The sequence below is a fragment of the Autumnicola lenta genome, assembly GCF_031846515.1.
Taxonomy (GTDB): Bacteria; Bacteroidota; Bacteroidia; order Flavobacteriales; family Flavobacteriaceae; genus Autumnicola; species Autumnicola lenta.
Map to the genome: position 1 here is coordinate 170,262 of NZ_JAVRHO010000002.1, position 19,781 is coordinate 190,042.

General features: G+C 40.2%; 18 protein-coding genes. 8 read left to right on the forward strand and 10 right to left on the reverse strand.

All coding sequences use genetic code 11. The features are described from left to right. The first annotated feature begins 4 nt into the window (after nucleotides 1-4). Together RM545_RS01970 and RM545_RS01975 are read left to right on the forward strand one after the other, a co-directional pair. Nucleotides 5-337, forward strand: a complete 333-nt coding sequence (locus RM545_RS01970; protein ID WP_311493603.1) for a DUF202 domain-containing protein — start codon at nucleotides 5-7, stop codon at nucleotides 335-337. Between the two features lie 18 nt (nucleotides 338-355). Beyond that, on the forward strand, nucleotides 356-739 hold the full coding sequence (locus RM545_RS01975; RefSeq protein ID WP_311493604.1) for a DUF6122 family protein: 384 nt from the start codon (nucleotides 356-358) through the stop codon (nucleotides 737-739). Here RM545_RS01975 and RM545_RS01980 read toward each other — a convergent pair. Beyond that, on the reverse strand, nucleotides 736-1,656 hold the full coding sequence (locus RM545_RS01980; protein ID WP_311493606.1) for a DUF302 domain-containing protein: 921 nt from the start codon (nucleotides 1,654-1,656) through the stop codon (nucleotides 736-738). The genes RM545_RS01975 and RM545_RS01980 overlap by 4 nt on opposite strands. Nucleotides 1,657-1,920: 264 nt before the next feature. Here RM545_RS01980 and RM545_RS01985 point away from each other — a divergent pair, with 264 nt between their 5' ends. Beyond that, entirely contained in the window at nucleotides 1,921-2,535 is a 615-nt protein-coding gene (locus RM545_RS01985; protein WP_311493608.1) for a deoxynucleoside kinase, read from the forward strand. 388 nt (nucleotides 2,536-2,923) lie between these two features. On the opposite strand, the gene RM545_RS01990 is transcribed toward RM545_RS01985, so the two are convergent. The 4 genes from RM545_RS01990 to RM545_RS02005 all read right to left on the reverse strand — a co-directional run bounded on the left by RM545_RS01990 (nucleotide 2,924) and on the right by RM545_RS02005 (nucleotide 7,689). After that, the gene (locus RM545_RS01990; protein ID WP_311493610.1) at nucleotides 2,924-3,961 is read right to left on the reverse strand and encodes an App1 family protein phosphatidate phosphatase; all 1,038 of its coding nucleotides are present in this window, start codon (nucleotides 3,959-3,961) and stop codon (nucleotides 2,924-2,926) included. Between the two features lie 71 nt (nucleotides 3,962-4,032). Further along, the gene (gene ligD, locus RM545_RS01995) at nucleotides 4,033-6,498 is read right to left on the reverse strand and encodes a DNA ligase D (RefSeq protein ID WP_311493612.1); all 2,466 of its coding nucleotides are present in this window, start codon (nucleotides 6,496-6,498) and stop codon (nucleotides 4,033-4,035) included. After that, the gene (ku, locus tag RM545_RS02000; protein ID WP_311493613.1) at nucleotides 6,498-7,271 is read right to left on the reverse strand and encodes a non-homologous end joining protein Ku; all 774 of its coding nucleotides are present in this window, start codon (nucleotides 7,269-7,271) and stop codon (nucleotides 6,498-6,500) included. Before ku ends, ligD begins: the two co-directional genes overlap by 1 nt. A gap of 169 nt (nucleotides 7,272-7,440) precedes the next feature. Further along, nucleotides 7,441-7,689, reverse strand: a complete 249-nt coding sequence (locus RM545_RS02005; protein WP_311493614.1) for a DUF7218 family protein — start codon at nucleotides 7,687-7,689, stop codon at nucleotides 7,441-7,443. Nucleotides 7,690-7,928: 239 nt separating this feature from the next. On the opposite strand from RM545_RS02005, the gene RM545_RS02010 reads away from it, so the two are divergent. Further along, nucleotides 7,929-8,402, forward strand: coding sequence for a hypothetical protein (locus RM545_RS02010; protein WP_311493616.1), 474 nt, complete (start codon nucleotides 7,929-7,931; stop codon nucleotides 8,400-8,402). Nucleotides 8,403-8,490: 88 nt separating this feature from the next. On the opposite strand, the gene RM545_RS02015 is transcribed toward RM545_RS02010, so the two are convergent. From RM545_RS02015 to RM545_RS02035, 5 genes are all read right to left on the reverse strand, one after another. Next, the gene (locus RM545_RS02015) at nucleotides 8,491-9,345 is read right to left on the reverse strand and encodes an SDR family NAD(P)-dependent oxidoreductase (RefSeq protein WP_311493617.1); all 855 of its coding nucleotides are present in this window, start codon (nucleotides 9,343-9,345) and stop codon (nucleotides 8,491-8,493) included. A 315-nt stretch (nucleotides 9,346-9,660) separates the two neighbouring features. Beyond that, nucleotides 9,661-10,917, reverse strand: a complete 1,257-nt coding sequence (locus tag RM545_RS02020; protein ID WP_311493618.1) for an MgtC/SapB family protein — start codon at nucleotides 10,915-10,917, stop codon at nucleotides 9,661-9,663. A 36-nt stretch (nucleotides 10,918-10,953) separates the two neighbouring features. Continuing rightward, nucleotides 10,954-13,287, reverse strand: a complete 2,334-nt coding sequence (locus tag RM545_RS02025) for a sodium-translocating pyrophosphatase (protein WP_311493620.1) — start codon at nucleotides 13,285-13,287, stop codon at nucleotides 10,954-10,956. Between the two features lie 119 nt (nucleotides 13,288-13,406). Next, nucleotides 13,407-13,919, reverse strand: coding sequence for an inorganic diphosphatase (locus RM545_RS02030; protein ID WP_311493621.1), 513 nt, complete (start codon nucleotides 13,917-13,919; stop codon nucleotides 13,407-13,409). Between the two features lie 233 nt (nucleotides 13,920-14,152). Beyond that, a complete protein-coding gene (locus RM545_RS02035) occupies nucleotides 14,153-15,130 on the reverse strand; it encodes a pyruvate dehydrogenase complex E1 component subunit beta (RefSeq protein ID WP_311493622.1) in 978 nt (325 codons plus the stop codon). A 318-nt stretch (nucleotides 15,131-15,448) separates the two neighbouring features. Here RM545_RS02035 and RM545_RS02040 point away from each other — a divergent pair, with 318 nt between their 5' ends. The 4 genes from RM545_RS02040 to RM545_RS02055 all read left to right on the forward strand — a co-directional run bounded on the left by RM545_RS02040 (nucleotide 15,449) and on the right by RM545_RS02055 (nucleotide 19,734). Next, nucleotides 15,449-16,195, forward strand: a complete 747-nt coding sequence (locus tag RM545_RS02040; protein WP_311493623.1) for an electron transfer flavoprotein subunit beta/FixA family protein — start codon at nucleotides 15,449-15,451, stop codon at nucleotides 16,193-16,195. A 79-nt stretch (nucleotides 16,196-16,274) separates the two neighbouring features. After that, nucleotides 16,275-17,243, forward strand: a complete 969-nt coding sequence (locus RM545_RS02045) for an electron transfer flavoprotein subunit alpha/FixB family protein (RefSeq protein ID WP_311493625.1) — start codon at nucleotides 16,275-16,277, stop codon at nucleotides 17,241-17,243. A gap of 75 nt (nucleotides 17,244-17,318) precedes the next feature. Continuing rightward, nucleotides 17,319-17,945, forward strand: coding sequence for a bifunctional nuclease family protein (locus tag RM545_RS02050; protein WP_311493627.1), 627 nt, complete (start codon nucleotides 17,319-17,321; stop codon nucleotides 17,943-17,945). Nucleotides 17,946-18,024: 79 nt separating this feature from the next. Then, the gene (locus tag RM545_RS02055; RefSeq protein WP_311493628.1) at nucleotides 18,025-19,734 is read left to right on the forward strand and encodes a NupC/NupG family nucleoside CNT transporter; all 1,710 of its coding nucleotides are present in this window, start codon (nucleotides 18,025-18,027) and stop codon (nucleotides 19,732-19,734) included. The last annotated feature ends 47 nt before the right edge of the window (nucleotides 19,735-19,781 follow it).

Genomic DNA, 19,781 nt, shown 5'->3' on the forward strand with positions numbered 1-19,781 from the left:
TTGAATGAGAAAAGTAAAACTGCACAACCCGTTTAAAACCCGCATTATTGATGAGAAACTCATCAGGGAGCACCTGGCTTTGGAGCGTACAAAGCTGGCAAACGAACGTACAGTACTTTCTTATATAAGAGCTTCTTTGTATTTACTTATTGGTGGGCTGGCATTGTTGCAAATTAAGGAATATGACCACGTAAAATGGTTGGGCTACCTGTCCCTTTTTATCTGTGTTGTTTTTATCACTGTGGGCATCTGGAGATATATCGCACTGAACAAAAAGCTTAACAGGCTGCTCCAGCCGGACGATCCCAAAGAGCAGAAAAAGGCTGATAAGGATTAAAATTACTTTCCGACGCCCATGCTTCAACCTTTGGCCCATTATTTTTTACATTTTGTAGCTATTGCGCTTATTGCATGGCTGGTGGATCGAGAAAACTGGAAACAAGCTTACTTTATCCTGCTGGCTACCATGCTGGTGGACCTTGATCATCTTTTTGCCACGCCAATCTTTGATCCCGATCGCTGCGGAATTGGTTATCATCCCCTGCATTCAGAAATGGCAATTATCATATATTTCTTCGGAAGTATTTTTGTGAAGCACCAGATTTTCAGACTGATTTTTATCGGGCTGCTCTTTCATATGCTTACTGATTTTACTGACTGTCTCTGGTCGTTCTCTAAATGCAGCGAATGCTATTATTCTTCGGAAATTTATAAGCTGAAGAAATTCTGGTTTAGTTAATCTCCTGTAGCAACAGCAGTTAGCGTTTCAAAAATCTGCACAATCTCCTGAAGTTCTTCAGAATTTCCTGTCAACATATGCCGCTGAATAAGATAATCTGTATCATTGTACGATACGTGCACTACCTCCTCTTCATCCTGCCAGACCAGTATTTTTTGCGGCAGGTCCAGGGCTACCGTCTGCGACTCCTGCATAAGTTGCGCTTCCAATTCGGGATAAGAAAACAGGATTAAAGTTGAAGTCGGAATTTCCACATTTTCGGCCGCCGCGGTTTCCTGATGATCTACCTGCGCCACAATATCCAGGTTTTCATCTGAAGAAATGGCGCTGCGTAATGCGTTGTAGGTTTCTTCAAAACTACGTGTACTTTCTGCGGTGATAATCCCTTCTTCCAAACCTACCATTGCATCTGCAGAAAATTTAACTTCACCAGTGGTGGCAGCATTCGCGAGATTCTTCAGCAGTGTAGCATATTCATCCAGGTTTTCTGAAGCTTCGAGTCCGTAGCGGGAATTCACATAAGGTACGGAATTGTAAACGGCAAAAACTTCGGAATTTTCATTCTGATAAAACATCATTTTACCGGGAAGATCTAATCCCGCCAGCGGATTCTCTGCCAGTATTTGTGCTTCATAAGTAGGAACCGTGAAAAACACAGTGTTTGTAGAATTTAGAACCCGCCCGGTAGCTATTGCATTTGCAGCGTGATCTACTTCAGCAATTATGTCTGAATCAGCATTCTGGTTTACGGCATTTATAAAACCTGAATAAGTGGGATCATATTCATTATTACTTGCAGAATATCGTGTCCCGGTCACACTCACGACATCTGAAGAGAATAAAACATCCCCGGGATCATCATTATTACAGCCGATGAACACAAGGCAAAGACAAAATAAACAGCAGAGTTTTTTCATAGCAGCATCTTAAAAGGCTTAATTTAAAGTTTATCCCTAAACGGAAGAAATCTTTGCCGTTTTTTATTCCTGGCAGATGCCTGAAATAATCTGCATTTGTCGTTGGCACTCGTTTCCAGGTGTTAACGTTGAACCGAATTAAAAATTCCATAAATAGAGATTCCATAACAGTTCCAGGAACATATTTTTGGCCTAAAACTTGTATCTTTACCCCCGCTGTTTTAATTTCAACAGCATCATCAATCACCCGAAAAAACTACACCTATGCACATAGCCATCGCCGGCAACATTGGGGCCGGAAAAACCACCCTTACCAAATTGCTCGCCAAACATTATAAATGGGAAGCCCACTTCGAAGATGTTCTGGAAAATCCTTACCTCGAAGATTTTTACAACAAAATGGAGCGATGGTCTTTTAACCTTCAGATTTACTTCTTAAACAGCAGATTTCGGCAAATCCTTCAGATTAGGGAAAGCGGAAAAGATATTATTCAGGACAGAACAATTTATGAAGATGCACATATTTTTGCTCCTAACCTGCATGCGATGGGCCTGATGCCTAACCGTGATTTTGAAAATTACAAATCGCTTTTTGATCTTATGGAAAGTGTCGTGCAGGGTCCGGATTTATTAATTTATTTGCGCAGTAGTATTCCTAACCTGGTAGCACAAATTCAGAAGCGTGGTCGGGATTATGAAAATTCTATTTCTATTGATTACCTAAGCCGCCTAAACGAACGTTACGAAGCCTGGGTGCACGATTACGACAAGAGTAATTTGCTGATCATTGATGTGGACAACATAAATTTTGTGGAAAATCCGGAGGATCTAGGGGATATTATCAACAGAATAGACGCGGAACTACACGGGTTGTTTTAGTCAGGTTTGATACTGAGGCTTCGACAAGCTCAGCCTGACAGTAACTCTGGTGTCACACTGAGCTTGTCGAAGTGAGCTTGTCGAAGTGGGGGAATAGAAGCACGAACGGGGCTTCGACAGGCTCAGCCGGACAGTAACTCTGGTGTCACACTGAGCTTGTCGAAGTGAGCTTGTCGAAGTGAGCTTGTCGAAGTGAGCTTGTCCAAGTGAGCTTGTCCAAGTGGGGCAATGGAGCAGAAGTGGGCTTCGACAGGCTCAGCCTGACAGTAACTCTGGTGTCACACTGAGCTTGTCGAAGTGAGCTTGTCGAAGTGAGCTTGTCGAAGTGAGCTTGTCGAAGTGGGGGAATGGAAGCACGAACGGGGCTTCGACAGGCTCAGCCGGACTACTACTTTATAAACCCATTCTCTCTGGCATGCTCAACAGCTTCTTCAGAACTATGGACCATTAGTAACGGCGTGGAATCAAAATTATCAATCACACTTTGCACCCTTTCCATTTGTCTTTTATGTTTAACACTCCGCAGATAAATCGCCAGAATCCTGTCGGAATATTGGGCGGCAATTTCAGTATAAATCGAAGCGTCATGTTCCCCGCTGTCCCCTATCAGGATAAACTTTAGATCGGGATAGGTCTTCAGGATATTCGCTATTTCCTTTTGTTTATGAGGTTTTTCCGGCTTTGTGGTCCTGTCAAAAGGTGCCCTGAAATTACGAAGTAGAATAGGTCCCTTAGGAAATTCATTATGATCCAGAAAAAGCTTCAGATATTCGTACATGTTCCACGGACTATTACTCAGGTAAAACATCGGATTCTGGTTTTTTCCGCTTTTTCCATGGTGCAGTTTTTTGTACAAATCAGGTGCACCTTTTAACGGAATCCGGCGATAGGCATTGGTTAGCAAAGAATTTTTGAGCAACCGCCACTTTAAAAATGAAGTTACCCCGGTATGTAGGATGGTATCATCAATATCACTAATCACCCCGTATTCGGCATCTGCAGGAGGTACGAGAAATTCACCTTTAAAATAATCTTCCAGTAATTCTGTCTTAGGTGAAATTTCACCTTTGTAATGCAGTTGATAATCGATCCAGCCTTCTTCATCTGCATATTCGGCTACATTTTCTTTTAGCGTTTTATCAAAGAGAAAATACCCCTCACCACTGGTTTTATGACTCAGTTTAATTTTCCCCGGAATTACCAGTTCTATTTCAGCATCCGGAATTTCAAAACTGTCAAACTGCTTCCAGGTATTTTTTGATGTTTTCCAAAATGACTGATCCTGAACGATTTTTAGCGGCTCATTATCCAGAGCCCTACCAAAAACGTAAAGCCGGGAATACGTACCATAGCTGCGGTAAGGTATTATAAGTACCTGATCCAGATTTTTATATCTTCCTATAAATTTCTTTAAGCGTTTAAACATTTTTAAGCGATTCTATTCTTATTAATAATGTGGCAAAACAGCTACTGCCGAAAATTGCCAATTTTCATCCCTTACGCATTCAGTCGTTCCAGCGCTTCCCCCATATCTATTCCAGATTTAAGCACCCCGGCAAACAAATCTCCTTCCCGCTCTATTCTTTCAGGCATGCTTTTTATATCAAAGTCCGATAATTGCAATCCTGATTTCACCTCTTTCCAAAGCAGCGGTGCAGAAACCGTTGCGCCTGGTTTTGGTCTTGCACAGTAGGGTGCGGCGAGGGTTTGCCCTCTTCTATTCTGAAGGTAATCGAGATAAATTTTACCTTTGCGCTTTCTTACATTTCTTTCCATTGTAGTAATTTTGGGTAGCATTTCATTGATGAAATAGCAGAGCAACTTTGTGAAATCCCGTCCTTCTTCATAGGTATAAAGCGCTCCCAGCGGAATGTAAACGTGGATGCCACTTGATCCGGAAGTTTTACAATAGCCTTCTATCCCTGCTTTTTCCAGCACCACTTTTGCTGCCTGCGCCACTTCTATCACCTCTTCAAAGGTGTTTTTTTCTGAAGGATCAATATCAATTACCGTAAAATCTGGATTCTCGAGATTCTGAACACGCGAACTCCACGGATTAATTTCTATACAACCCAGATTTGCCATATAAAGTAAAGTCGCTTCCTTTTGACAAAGCATATACTCAATATCTTTTTCTGAAGATTTTGAATGAATTTTAGTCGTTTCAATCCAGTCCGGTAAAATACCTTCATTATCTTTTTGGTAAAAACCTTCTTTTTTAATTCCATTTGGATGGCGATGAAGGTTTTGCGGGCGATCGATTAAATACGGAAGAATAACTTCGGAAATATTTAAATAATAATCGATAAGATCATACTTTGTAAATCCTGATTCCGGCCAGTATATTTTTTCGAGGTTGGTGAAAGGAACTTCTATACCACCAATTTCCAAATGTCCCGCTTTTGATGAACCTGAAGCAGACCCTGAAGGTGCATCAGAAGCTGAAATCGGCGTTTCCTCTACGGGCGTTTCCACTACTTTTTCGCCGGTTATTTCGGGAACATTTTTATCATTTCGGAGACCTTTAAAAACCGGGTGGCGCATATTTCCGCTCTTGGTCCACTCCGTAAACTGAACTTCACAAATAAATTCCGGTTTTATCCAGTTTGGTTTCCGCCCCTTTAGATTAATTTTTTTTTCGAATGGATTTTCATCAGTTTCCATAGCTTCAAACATTTTGATCAGTTCCCGTTGTTTGGAAGCTGAAAATCCCGATCCGCAATTGCCTATATAGGTTAGTTTTTCATTTTTAAACATTCCCAGGATCAGGGAACCAAAACTACCACTTTCAGAATCTGTATAGCCGCAAATAATAGCTTCAGTGCTTTCTATAGACTTTATCTTCAGCCACTTTTCGCTGCGATAACCCGGGGAATATGTAGAATCTGCTTTTTTTGCAATCACACCCTCCACTCCTGCATCTATTGCCCGTTTAAAAAACGCACTCCCCATTCCTTCCATATGCTCACAATAGTAAGTATGGTAAGTATCTTCTATTACTTCCTCGATTAATGATTTTCGTTGAACCAGCGGGAGTTCCATCATACTGAGTCCATTCAGAAACAGCATGTCAAAAACATAAAATCGTAATTCTCCCAACGTAGTTTCATCGTAATTCTGCAACTTCTGAAAATCTGGAATTCCCTTTTTATCCACCACCACCACTTCGCCGTCCAGGATTACATTGTGATCAATTTGTTCCAGGTCCCGTACCAGCCTGGCGAACTTCTGATTATAGGAAATTCCGTTTCTGGAATACAGCTCCACCTCACCATCTTTTACGTTGGCAATCATGCGGTAACCATCCCACTTAAGTTCATAAATCCACTCCGGATCGTTAAATATAGATTTTGTGGTGGTAGCCATCATTGGTTTAATAGCCTCGGTAGGCTGAAGGGTTTTAACTTTAGGTTCCGGCGGATTTTTTACTGCTACAGAAGAAGTGTAATCTTCAGCAGTGTACGGGGTATCAATAGAAAAGTCGTCGTTTTTCTTGATCAGTAACCATTGATTTCCTTCTCCCCGTCCGGTTCTCACAAGCGCAAAAGTGCCCATAATTTTTTTTCCGAAGAATTCCAGTTTTAGATCACCTTTTTTTAGTTGTTCAATAAGCTGCTTTTTATCAATTCCACCGGCTCCCCTGTATACACCTTCATCCCAGATTTCCATTACCCCGGCTCCATAATTGCCTTTTGGAATCGTGCCGTGAAAAGTGAGGTACTGTAAAGGATGATCTTCGGTTTGTATTGCCAGGCGCTTGTCATTTGGGTTCATAGAAGGGCCTTTGGGAACAGCCCAGCTCTTAAGCGTCCCCTGCATTTCCAGCCTTAGATCGTAGTGTAATCTGCTGGCCTGGTGCCGCTGGATAACAAACCTTAGCTGCCCACCATCATTGGATATTGATCCTTTAGGCTCAGGGGTGGTTTCAAAATCTCGCTTTTTAAAGTATTCTTCTAAGCCCATCAGGAAGCTTTACCTTTCTTCTTATCCAAACTTGCTTTAAGTTGCGCCATAAGATCTTTTGCAGGAGTAGGTTTGCTTTCATATTTCTCTGCCTTGGAAATTTTTCCGGAAGATTTGGACTTGATGATCTTCATTAATTGATCATTATAAACATCTTTGAACTTTTCGAAACTGAAGTCGGTGGTATACTGTTCGATCAGTGATATTGCCATATCTACCTCTTTCTTGGCTACTTTTGTTTCGGGTAGTTTCAGGTCCCCGGGATCACGTATTTCATCAGAAAATCGTATCACGTGGAGAACCAGTGCATCTTTATAAACACCCACAAGGCTAAGATGTTCTTTTTGTCTCATCACAAAAGTCGCCACACCCAGTTTTTTGGTTTTCTTTAATGCATTGCGCAGTAAATTGTAAGATTTTCCGCCTTCCTTCTGTGGTTCAAGGAAATAAGGCTTTTTAAAAAGAACATCTGCAACTTCTTTTTCTTCAATAAATTCCTCGATATCTATGGTCTTACTCTTCTTCATATTGGCGTTTTCAAAATCTTCTTTTTCCAACACCACATATTTCTCGCCCTGTTTAAAGCCTTTTACAATATCCTTCCATTCTACTTCCTTTCCCGTATCTTCGTTTACCCTTTTATAACGGATACGGGCATTATCATGCCTGTCCAGCATATCCAGATCGATCTTTTTATCTTCAGAACCGGAATACATTTTAATGGGTATAGACACTAAACCAAAGCTTATTGAACCGTTCCAAATAGATCTCATAGTTGTGTGAATTATTTTAGCATAATAATTAATTTGAAGAAGATTTTGTCTTCGGAATTGCTCCTGAAAAAGCAGCCGTATCAAAATTTATTCTTACAGAAAAAATGAAAATTTTGTAATGAAGTAGGAAAATTACTTCGAATAAAAACGTTAAAAATGTTAGGATGTTCTAAGAATTCCGCAGGGCTTTAATCAGCTCTTTTTTACTCATCTTGCTCCTTCCCTCTACTCCTACTTTTTTGGCTTCCTGGTAAAGATCCTCCTTACTTCGTTCTTCATATTTATCTGCCTTCCCTCCTTTTTCGCCTGAGTTTGGATCATTTGCTATACGCGCAGCTTTAGTTTTGCTCATCCCCTTATCGCGTAATTTTTCATACTGCTCGTCATTTTTTATCTGTGGTCCATGATCTTTTGCCATAATGCAGTTTTTAGAAGTTAGACTACTAAAGCTACAATAAAAGCTTGTTTTACTTAGACAAATACATTGGATTAACGCTGTTTTAACTCAGAACACTGGCTGTAATACCATGGTTTAATCCGACTTCAGCTTTGTATTAATTAAAACATTAAACAAACCTAAATAATTGTTAAATAAGCAAATAGGTTAATTGACTTCCTTATCATATCCTAAATTTATATTACAAATTTTTGATAATAATGAAATTAAAAAAGAAAATATTATTAATTGAATCGCTGGAAGAGCTGAGATCTGACAATCTTATAAATTGCCATTTCTACCAGAATGCCTACTTATCCTGTAACAAAATATACATAAAAAACGTTTTTCTACGTCTCTGTAAACAAAAGGAAACTTTTAATGAAGAACTTGAAAAGCTAATAAAAGAGCTACAACAGGAAGTTTATATTCTTAGTAACAATAATATTCCCAATTTTACCAGTCCGAAGAAAATCAGAAATAGTTCTCCGGCCTTTAAAATTGCAGGAAAACGAAACTTCTATGAAACTTTTAGACGTGAGACCAGGAGCTATGCAAAATATTTAGAATGTTTAGCCAAAGCGACCGATGGAAAGTTAAGAGAAAAACTCATGTCCCACCGCCACAAAATTCACCTCACCCTTAAGGAAATGAACATTATGGGAATTAAGAAATATCCCATTGGATCACTTTAAAAACCCCCAAAACTCCCCATATACTTCTACAGGAAGTCCTGAAGGTATCTCTTCTAATTATATAATAAAAACCAAAGTCTGAAAATATCTATTTCAGCTCAGTCGCTCCCTCTTTAGAATGCTTCACGTCCATTTTCACGTCTTTTTCTTTCATTTCATCCGGAACCTGCTGTCCCACTGCTCCTTTTCCAATGGTAATCCCTCCGTCTACACAATAAACGGAACCTGTAACATAGGAAGCTTCATCTGAAGCCAGGAATAGATAAATGTTAGCAACTTCCTCTACAGTACCGCGTCTTCCCATTGGAGTCGCGTTTACCATCGTTTTTTCCATTTCTTCGTTCATAGGACCGATTTCTTTATGTGTCCAGGCCGTATCTATGGCTCCCGGAGCAACAATATTTGCCCTGACGCCGTTTTTCGCCTGTTCGCCGGCAATTCCTTTGGTGAACGCATGATTAAACCCTTTCGTTCCGCCATAAACAGCCACTTCTGGAATACCGAGAATTGCCGATTCTGATCCGGCAGATACAATACAGCCTTTTGTTTTCTGCAATTCCGGTAATGCGTATTTTGTAAACATAAACGTGGTGCGGACGTTGTTCTTAATAAGATTATCAAATGCTTCTACAGAAAATTCATCTGCAGTATTACTTTCAGGAAAAACACCTGCATTATTAATAAGGATATCCAGTTTTTGCCATTTATCAATAACTATTTTTAGAGCTTCCTTCACATTTTCTTCGGAAGAAATATCTTTGTGAAAAGCTAAAGCCTCACCTCCTTTTTCCTCAATTTCTTTCACAACGGCATCTACCGGGTTATCTGGCAGTCCAATAATAAGCACTTTTGCCCCCTCAGCACAAAATCGTTTTGCTATTGCCTCTCCAATACCTGTGGCGCCACCGGTTACAATCGCTGTTTTCTGTTCTAATCTTCCCATTGTTCTTTTTTTAGTCTGGTTAATGAATATTTCACCTGAAATTACCACTTCAAATTCGGAATTTTAAAAGAAAACAGGGGATTATAATAAGTTTAATAGTTCTTTTACAATTATGAAAACTTCCTGTTTATACTTCCGAAAACAGAAGCTTAGAGAGGTGCTGGAAATGGCAATTTTCGGTATTCAGTAAAAACGGACATGAATACTTGAATATTAAAAAGCTATTAATCTTAAAAGTTTTCCGCAGAAGAGGCTATTCACTCTTCACTACTCACTTGCAAGAAAGAGAAGTACTAAAAATGGCAATTATTGACTTTAGAAATGCCAGGCTTGCGGCCAGAGAAAGATCGTTAAAAGTCCTGCGGCAATAGAGAGTCCAAAGGCTATTGCAAGCCACTTAGCAATTTTTCCGGTGCCGATTATTGCCGCCATAACTCCCTTAAAAAGTAAGTTTGACAGTGAAGCAAGCAGAATTAATTTCCAGCCGAGATTAGTTTCTACCTCGCCACCTTTAATCATTTGCGCCATGGAAAGTGTGATCGCATCTACATCTGTTAATCCGCTTATAATTGCTACGATATACAATCCCCCGCTCCCAAACTGTTCTTTTGTAAAAGCAACAAGAAGTAAAATAAGTCCGTAGAGAAAGCCAAAGATGAGAGCTGCTTTTAGTTGTGCCGGATTTTCTGGTTCGGGTAATTCTTCAGATTCATCATCTGATTTGATGATATAAAACAGCCAGGCACAAATAATTCCCATTATAACAAAATTAAAAGCAATAGGCATAGCCAGCGCAGCAAATTCACCCGGAGCAACAACGAAAATCTCTATCATTACCCTTGCCAGGGCTATAGCTGAGGCGGTGGTTATTACAAAAACGGCAACTTTTGCAATATCGGGAGCTTGTTTTTGCTTACGTGCAAAACTAACGGTCGTAGCTGTACTACTTATTAATCCCCCCAGAATTCCGTTGGAAATAACTCCGGAATCCTTTCCTACAAATTTATAAATGAAATAACCAACAACGCTCAGTCCAACAATAAAAACCACCATTAACCAGATATTGTGCGGATTCAGCACGTCATAAGGACCATAGGTCTGGTCTGGCAGTATAGGCAGAATGATAAGTGAAATCCCTGCGAGGGTCATTATGGCCGAAATATCTGAATCTTTTAATTTGTCAATGAAGCTATGCAAACGAGTTTTTGCGTAAAGCAGCATCGTTAACAACCCACCGGCAACAACGCCAATTACACGATCTCCCAGCACCAGGTAGGCACCAATGGCAAACATAAGCAGAATGGCCACTTCTGTGGTTTTACCGGGATCTGCTTCAGATTTCCCGCTTTTTCCTCCTGCATAAATAAGTACAGCCAGTGAAAGTCCCAGTGCAGGCAGAATAAATTCATTTCCCATATCCCGGGTCAGGAATCCTGCAACAGCACCAAGAATGGCGATTAATGTAAAAGTACGAACCCCGGCAATGCGCTGCTGGGAATGTTCACGTTGCAAGCCAACAAGCATTCCCAGTCCCAGTGCAATCCCTAATATTGTTAGATCTTCATAATTCATAGAATGTATGAAATTAAGGAATATGATGGATTATCGCTAAGGCCTTTTCAGGAAATTAACACTTAACCTGCTTTCTTCCGAAGTTAAGATTGCCAGGGTATTATCGTTATTTTCTTCAGTATTAAAAGCACCTGTAGCGTTCTCCGGGGTTTCTTCCCGCACATCTTCAGCATCTACAGTATGGCCTCCCAGGATGGGAGCCAGCACAAGACCAATAAGACAGGTAAGTTTGATAAGGATGTTCATAGATGGTCCTGAAGTATCTTTAAAAGGATCACCAACAGTATCTCCAGTCACGGCCGCTTTATGAGCATCAGATCCTTTATAGGTCATTTCACCATTAATTAATACTCCGGCTTCAAAGGATTTTTTTGCATTGTCCCATGCACCGCCGGCATTGTTCTGAAAAATCGCCCAGAGCACTCCGCTCACAGTGACTCCCGCCATATATCCGCCCAGCATTTCGGCGATTAGCAAATTATCGTATCCGAAAATCATTGGTAAAAAAGCGATTGCAACAGGAAATCCTATTGTTAAAATTCCCGGTAACAACATTTCTTTTAAAGCTGCATTGGTAGATATTTCAACACATTTATCATATTCCGGTTTTGCGGTTCCCTCCAGAATACCCGGGATTTCCCTGAACTGTCTTCTCACCTCGTTTACCATTTGCATGGCAGCTTTTCCTACAGAACTCATCGCAAGCGCAGAAAATACCACAGGCACCATCCCGCCTACAAAAAGCATTGCGAGAACCGGAGCTTTAAAAATATTAATACCGTCAATTCGGGTAAAGGTGACATAAGCTGCAAAAAGAGCCAGCGAAGTTAAGGCTGCAGAAGCAATTGCAAAGCCTTTTCCTGTAGCAGCCGTAGTATTTCCCACGGAATCTAGTATATCTGTTCTTTCCCTTACCTCAGCAGGGAGTTCGCTCATTTCAGCAATACCTCCGGCATTATCAGCAATTGGTCCAAAAGCATCGATAGCAAGCTGCATTGCCGTGGTCGCCATCATTGCTGAAGCTGCCATAGCCACACCATAAAATCCTGCCAGACCATAGGAGGCCCAGATTGCAGCAGCAAAGAGCAACACTGAAGAAAAAGTAGAAATCATTCCGGTGGAAAGGCCGGCAATAATATTAGTAGCTGCGCCGGTGCTCGAGTTCTGAACAATAGAGAGCACCGGTTTTTTTCCCAGACCGGTATAATATTCAGTAAAAGCAGAAATAAGACCTCCCACTCCAATTCCCACTAAAGTAGCATAAAATACACGCATGGACGGAATGGTAACATAATTAAACCCTTCGCTACCACCAACAAAAAATCCCATCTTCATAGTTGTTTCCGGAAGCATCCATTTTACAAGGAAGAAACTCGTAACTGCCACCAATGCAATAGAAACCCAGTTCCCAATATTCAGCGCTCTTTGCACTTCATTTTCTTTTGCTGAATTGTCTTTTATTTTTACAAGTAAAGTTCCAATAATAGAAATTATAATTCCGGCACCGGCAATAGCAATCGGAAGCAAAATAGGTCCAATTCCGCCGAAACCTTCTGAGGTAATATCACCACCCATATCTTCTATAATATAATTTCCCAGCACCATTGCGGCAAGAACTGTTGCAACATAGCTTCCGAAGAGATCGGCTCCCATTCCAGCAACATCGCCCACATTGTCACCAACATTATCTGCTATAGTCGCGGGGTTTCTCGGGTCGTCTTCAGGGATTCCAGCTTCTACCTTGCCAACCAGATCGGCGCCTACATCTGCCGCTTTAGTATAAATTCCGCCGCCAACACGTGCAAAAAGTGCAATAGATTCTGCTCCCAGGGAAAATCCGGCAAGAGTTTCCAGTACGACCGTCATTTGTGCAGTATTTGTCCATTCGCCATTCATGAAATAATAAAAGAAAAAGATGAAAAATGCACTAAGACCAAGAACAGCAAGGCCTGCAACCCCTAAACCCATTACGGTGCCTCCGCCAAAAGAAACTTTTAGAGCCTGTGGAAGACTGGTACGTGCTGCCTGGGTGGTTCTTACATTGGTTTGGGTTGCGATTTTCATTCCCATATTTCCTGCAAGGGCAGAAAAGAAAGCGCCAAAAATAAAAGCTACAATGATGAGCCAATGGGTAGTAGGTACCACAAAAGCAATAACGGCAAGAGCTATACTGGCTCCAATAACAAAGATGGTAAGTAGCCTGTACTCTGCTTTTAAAAAAGCCAGAGCACCTTCGTAGATATGTGAGGAGATCTCCAGCATCTTACCGTCCCCGGCATCCTGTTTCATGACCCAGGATCTTTTGAACCACATATACAACAGTCCCAAAATAGCCAGTATTGCAGGCACGTAAATCATCATTGCTTCCATATAACCTAAAGAATTAGTTAGTATGGCTAAATGTAGTAAATCAATAACAATTAAAAAAGCAATAACTTTTTAGGGTTATTGCTTTCAAATATCTAATTTTTAGTAATAAAAATTACGAATTATATACCGAACCTGCTTTTATCGCCATCGTATTCTTCAAAACGTTCAATACATTGTCTAATAATTTCACGTGCTTCCTCTGCATTTCCAAAATCACCAGTGTCTACTTTTTTCTTTTCAAGATCCTTATAAACCTTAAAGAAATGTTCAATTTCCTTAAGCATATGGCCATTTAAATCAGAGAGGTCATTAAGTCTGTTCCAGATAGGATCAGAAATCGGTACGCAGATTATTTTTTCATCAGGCCCCTTTTCATCTGCCATATGGAAAACACCAATTGGCTTTACTTCCATTACAATACCGGGAAAAGTTGGCTCAGACACTAAAACCAAAACATCCAGCGGGTCACTGTCCAGTGCCAGGGTGTTTGGAATAAATCCGTAATCTGCAGGATACATCATGGATGAGAAAATCATCCGGTCGTAACGTACCTTTTTCAGTTCAAAATCGTACTCGTATTTGTTTCTACTCCCTTTTGGGATCTCTATTAGTACATCAAAAGTTTCAGACATTTTATTATTTTATTTTCAAATTTTAAAGGCGGTAAATATAGGTAATCCAGACTTTATATAATGTTATTAAAAAGGTAAAGCCTTAGAAGCTAAACAAAGAAACGGGCCATAACTTTTTGGATCACAACCAGGAGCAACAATACACGAAAGAAATCTTCTTATAATTTTTTTGAAAAAACAAAAACTCTACCGGGCTATGGTGAAGTTTCAGTAAACTCATTAAACCGTCTATCTTATTTATAAAGCACCTTTTTAACAGCTTTTATCACATCCTCACTGTCCGGCAACCATTCTTTTAGGAGAACCGGTGAATAAGGCGCAGGCGTATCTGCTGTGTTTATTTTTACAATAGGTGCATCCAAATAATCGAATGCTTTTTCCTGAACCTGGTAGGTGATTTCGGTAGAAATATTTCCGAAAGGCCAGGATTCTTCAAGTATTACCAGACGGTTAGTTTTCTTAACAGACTCCAGAATTGTCTCATGATCCATTGGACGGATGGTCCTTAAATCAATAATTTCACAGGAAATATCTTCTTTCTCTAATTCTTCCGCAGCTTTATAAGCTTCTTTAATAATTTTTCCGAAGGAAACAATAGTAACATCAGTTCCTTCGCGCTTAATATCTGCTTTACCAATTTCGATTACATATTCCTCTTCAGGTACTTCTCCTTTATCTCCATACATCTGTTCACTTTCCATGAAGATAACAGGATCATTATCGCGAATAGCCGCTTTAAGCAGCCCTTTTGCATCGTAAGGATTAGAAGGCACAATTACCTTAAGTCCCGGAGTATTTGCATACCAGCTTTCAAAAGCCTGCGAGTGTGTTGCTCCTAATTGCCCTGCAGAACCCGTTGGCCCACGAAAAACAATAGGTATATTAAACTGCCCGCCACTCATTTGACGCATTTTCGCAGCATTGTTTATAATTTGATCGATCCCAACTAAAGAGAAATTGAAAGTCATAAATTCAATTATCGGGCGGTTACCATTCATTGCACTACCAACTCCAATCCCGGAAAAACCAAGTTCAGAAATAGGTGTATCAATAATACGATCAGGACCAAATTCATCCAGCATACCTTTAGAAGCCTTGTAGGCTCCGTTATATTCTGCTACTTCTTCCCCCATAAGGTAAATGGTGTCATCTTTGCGCATCTCTTCGCTCATTGCCTGCTGAATGGCTTCCCTAAATTGAATTGTCTTCATTATAGTGTATTATGTTATTGTATAACTTGAAAGAACAAAAATAGCAATTCAATAAAGTTTTTTACCATAATACCAGTACAAAAATTTCGAAGATTCCTTTAAATAATAAAGGGGTAGCCTGAAATGTCAATTTTCGACCTGTCATAATTGACCTATCCCCTTCATTTTAAGGCTATTTCCTAAAAACAAAATCAAAAGAAGCTTTAAATAAACAGAAATATAAAATTCATAAAATTTATTATGCATGCATAGTATTTTTGAATTTAATTATGTACCTTCGTGAAAGAGCACAATTATTACTATAAAATTTAAATATATATGAAAATCTTAGTGTGTATTAGCCACGTACCTGATACTACATCAAAAATTAACTTCACTGATGGTGACAGCAAATTTGATACTAACGGAGTTCAGTTTGTAATTAATCCTAATGATGAGTTTGGGCTTACCCGCGCCATGTGGTTTAAAGAAAAACAAGGAGCCACCGTAGATGTGGTAAATGTTGGAGGAGCCGAAACAGAGCCTACTTTAAGAAAAGCACTTGCTATTGGTGCCGACTCTGCCATACGCGTTAATACCACTGCGCTGGACGGTTTTCAGGTAGCCAAAGAGCTTGCAAAAGTAGCCAGGGACGGTGAGTATGATCTTATAATTGCCGGTCGTGAATCAATTGATTATAACGGTGGAATGGTACCGGGAATGCTGGCGACACTTCTTAAAGCCAATTTTGTAAACAATTGTATTGGTTTAGAAATTGAAGGCGAAAAGGCAAAGGCTATTCGTGAAATTGAAGGTGGTAAAGAGACTTTAACTGCATCTTTGCCTTTGGTTATAGGAGGTCAAAAAGGTCTTGTTGAAGAGAGCGACCTTAAAATCCCAAATATGAGAGGGATTATGCAGGCTCGAAAAAAACAACTGAATGTAATAGAACCCAGTGAACCTGAAACTAAAACAGAAACGGTGAAGTTTGAAAAACCGGCACCTAAAGGAAATGTAAAGATGATTGATCCCGAAAATCTTGATGAACTCATAGATTTACTTCACAACGAAGCTAAGGTGATCTGATTTTTCAATGCTGTATTTAAATCAGGAAATAAAAAGTAAATGATTTCCGCCCAGGCGGAAAGATAAAAAATAAAGAAACATGTCAGTTTTAGTATATATAGAATCAGAAGAAGGAAAATTGAAAAAGGCATCCTTTGAAGTAGCCTCTTACGCAAAAGAAGTTGCCGATAAAACAGGAACATCAGTAACTGCGGTCACTTTTAATGCGCAGGATACTTCAGAATTAGGAAAATATGGTGTAGACAAGGTTTTGGCTATTTCCAACGATAAACTTTCTAAATTTAACGCTGAGGCTTATGCTGATGCATTAAAACAGGCCGCAGAAAAGGAAGATGCTAAAGTAATAGTACTCTCACAAAGTTCCAACAGTAAATATTTAGCGCCCATTCTCGCTGTACAAATGGAGGCAGGTTACGCTTCTAATGTTGTGGCACTTCCTGAAAGCACAGATCCTTTTACCGTAAAGCGAACAGCCTTTACAAATAAAGCTTTCAGTTTTACTCAGATTAGTACTGATGTAAAAGTAATTGGAGTTTCGAAAAATGCCTTCGGTATTAAAGAACACCAGGGAGATGCACAGAAAGAAGACTTTTCTCCAAGCCTCTCTGAAGAGGACTTCACTGTAAATGTTGAATCTGTAGATAAAGCAACAGACAAAGTAACCATAGCAGACGCCGAAATCGTAGTTTCTGGAGGACGCGGACTAAAAGGTCCTGAGAATTGGGGAATGATTGAAGAAATGGCTGAAATTTTGGGAGCCGCTACTGCCTGTTCAAAACCGGTAAGTGATATGGGATGGAGACCGCATGGCGAACATGTTGGCCAAACAGGGAAGCCTGTAGCCTCCAACCTTTACATCGCAGTGGGAATTTCCGGAGCGATCCAGCACCTTGCAGGAATTAATGCCGCCAAGACTAAAGTAGTAATTAACAACGATCCTGAAGCTCCTTTCTTCAAGGCTGCAGACTATGGGATTGTGGGTGACGCTTTCGAGATCGTCCCGAGGCTCAACGAAAAATTGAAGGAATTTAAAGATAAAAACGCATAATTTTTATAACTTGCGCCCCATTAAAAGGGCTGTCTAATGTCCTTATTTAGACAGCCCTTTTTCAATTTTTGGAATATGAGTTTAGTGCGCCTTAACATTAAAGGAATTTCTTACAGTCAAACCCAAAACGGAGCTTACGCTTTAATACTTAGCGAAGTAGACGGAGAAAGAAAACTGCCTATCGTTATTGGGGCTTTCGAGGCACAATCTATTGCTATTGCCCTGGAAAAAGAGATAAAACCTCCCAGACCTTTAACCCATGATCTTTTCCGGAATTTTGCGGAAAGGTTTTCTATTGTGGTAAAACAGGTAATTATTCACAAGTTGGTAGACGGGGTTTTTTATTCCAGTCTTATTTGTGAACGTGATAAGATTGAGGAAATTATAGATGCCAGAACCAGTGATGCTATAGCCCTGGCTTTACGTTTTGAAGCCCCCATCTTTACTTACAAAAACATCCTGGACAAAGCCGGTATTTTCCTTAAAGGCGAAGAGCCGCAGCGAAGCCAGTCTACACGTAAAGAAGAAGAGGAAATCATTTCTGAAGAATTGCTTCCTGATGATATCGAAATAAAATCTGACGATACTAATTATAAAAAGCTATCGCTTTCAGAACTTAAAGATCTTTTATCGCAGGCAGTGAACAGCGAAGATTATGAAAAGGCCGCACGTATAAGAGATGAAATTTCCAAACGTAAGTAAACGTGAATTTCAAGTTAATTACACGATTGCCAGATCTATTTCCGATAATTGCCATTTTTTCTTTTAAACTTTTTTCTAGATGAATAAGAGCTGGTCTATCCTGTTTTTAATGCTTTTTGGTATAACCACCGCCTCTTCCCAGAGTATTACCAAAAGCTGGGAAATTAACCCGGACGAAGACACTATATCCTCCCCAAATGCAGCTTTTACTTCAGAAAATATCCTGAATTTATCAGAAGGAAGATTTAGTATTACAGAAGCTGATGTTAACGACACGATTGCTTCAGGTGATTTTATTTATCAGAATAACGTCCTGGTTTTTTTCTACAACAAACCGAAAGATACCATTAGAAATTACCGCGTCACCAATTTAAGTGAAACAGTACTGGGAATTTCTGAAGGTGGTAACGCATATACCTTTCAGGAAAAGACAGAGACGGTTAAAGAAGCAGTTCCGGCGCAAATGGCCAAAGAAATGATCCCAAGCGAAGGTCCTTCTTTTGGAAGCGTGACCCGCGGAGTACTGGGAATGATCGTGCTTTTAATAATTGCATTTCTTTTTAGCAGTAATAGAAAAGCTATTAACTGGAAAACCATCGCGATTGGACTTGGAGCTCAGCTTTTACTGGCTGTAGGAGTATTACGAATTACTTTTGTACAGCGAATTTTTGAATTTGTAGGAAATATTTTTGTCTTAATCCTGGATTTTACCGCTGCGGGAAGTGAATTCCTTCTTGGGGGAATGATGGACGTAGACAGCTTTGGGTTTATATTCCTGTTCCAGGTATTGCCGACCATAATCTTCTTTTCCGCACTTACTTCTGTGCTTTTTTATCTGGGTGTTATTCAGTTTGTCGTTAAAGGAATGGCCTGGGTACTCACAAAATTAATGGGTATTTCCGGTCCTGAAAGTCTTAGTGTTGCCGGAAATATTTTCCTGGGGCAAACAGAAGCCCCGCTTATGATCAAGGCTTATTTAGAAAGAATGACCCGCTCTGAAATGTTGCTGGTAATGATTGGTGGAATGGCCACGGTAGCCGGTGGAGTACTCGCTGCTTACATCGGATTTTTGGGAGGAGATGATCCTGTACTACGGCTTCAGTTTGCCAAGCATTTACTTGCTGCCTCCGTAATGGCCGCTCCCGGCGCTATAGTAATTTCAAAAATATTGTATCCGCAGCAGGAAGCAGTAAATTCCGATGTAGAGGTTTCTTCAGAAAAAATAGGTTCCAATATACTTGATGCCATTGCCAACGGTACTACAGAAGGTCTTAAGCTGGCAGCCAATGTCGCTGCAATGCTTCTCGTTTTTATAGCTTTTATTGCAATGATAAATTATGTTCTGGGCTGGATTGGAGGATGGACGCACCTCAACACGCTTATGGCAGAATATACTCCTTACGGAAAATTCTCCCTTGAGTCGATAATGGGATTAATCTTTGCACCGCTTATGTGGATAATTGGCGTGGCAAAAGAAGATATGATGTTGATGGGACAGCTGCTAGGAATAAAACTTGCCGCCAGTGAATTTGTTGGTTACGTACAACTGGCAGATCTTAAAAATCCTGCCAATGCACTTAGCCTTACTTATGAAAAGTCAGTAATCATGGCGACATATATGTTATGCGGATTTGCAAATTTCGCTTCCATAGGAATACAGATTGGCGGGATAGGCTCCCTTGCCCCCGGACAGAGAAAATTACTTTCAGAATTTGGTATGAAGGCACTTATAGGAGGGACACTTGCATCGCTTCTTTCCGCTACTATTGCTGGGATGATATTGGGATGAAAAAACAAGAGAGAGGAAAGACAGGCTAGAAGTCAGGTCGAAAATTG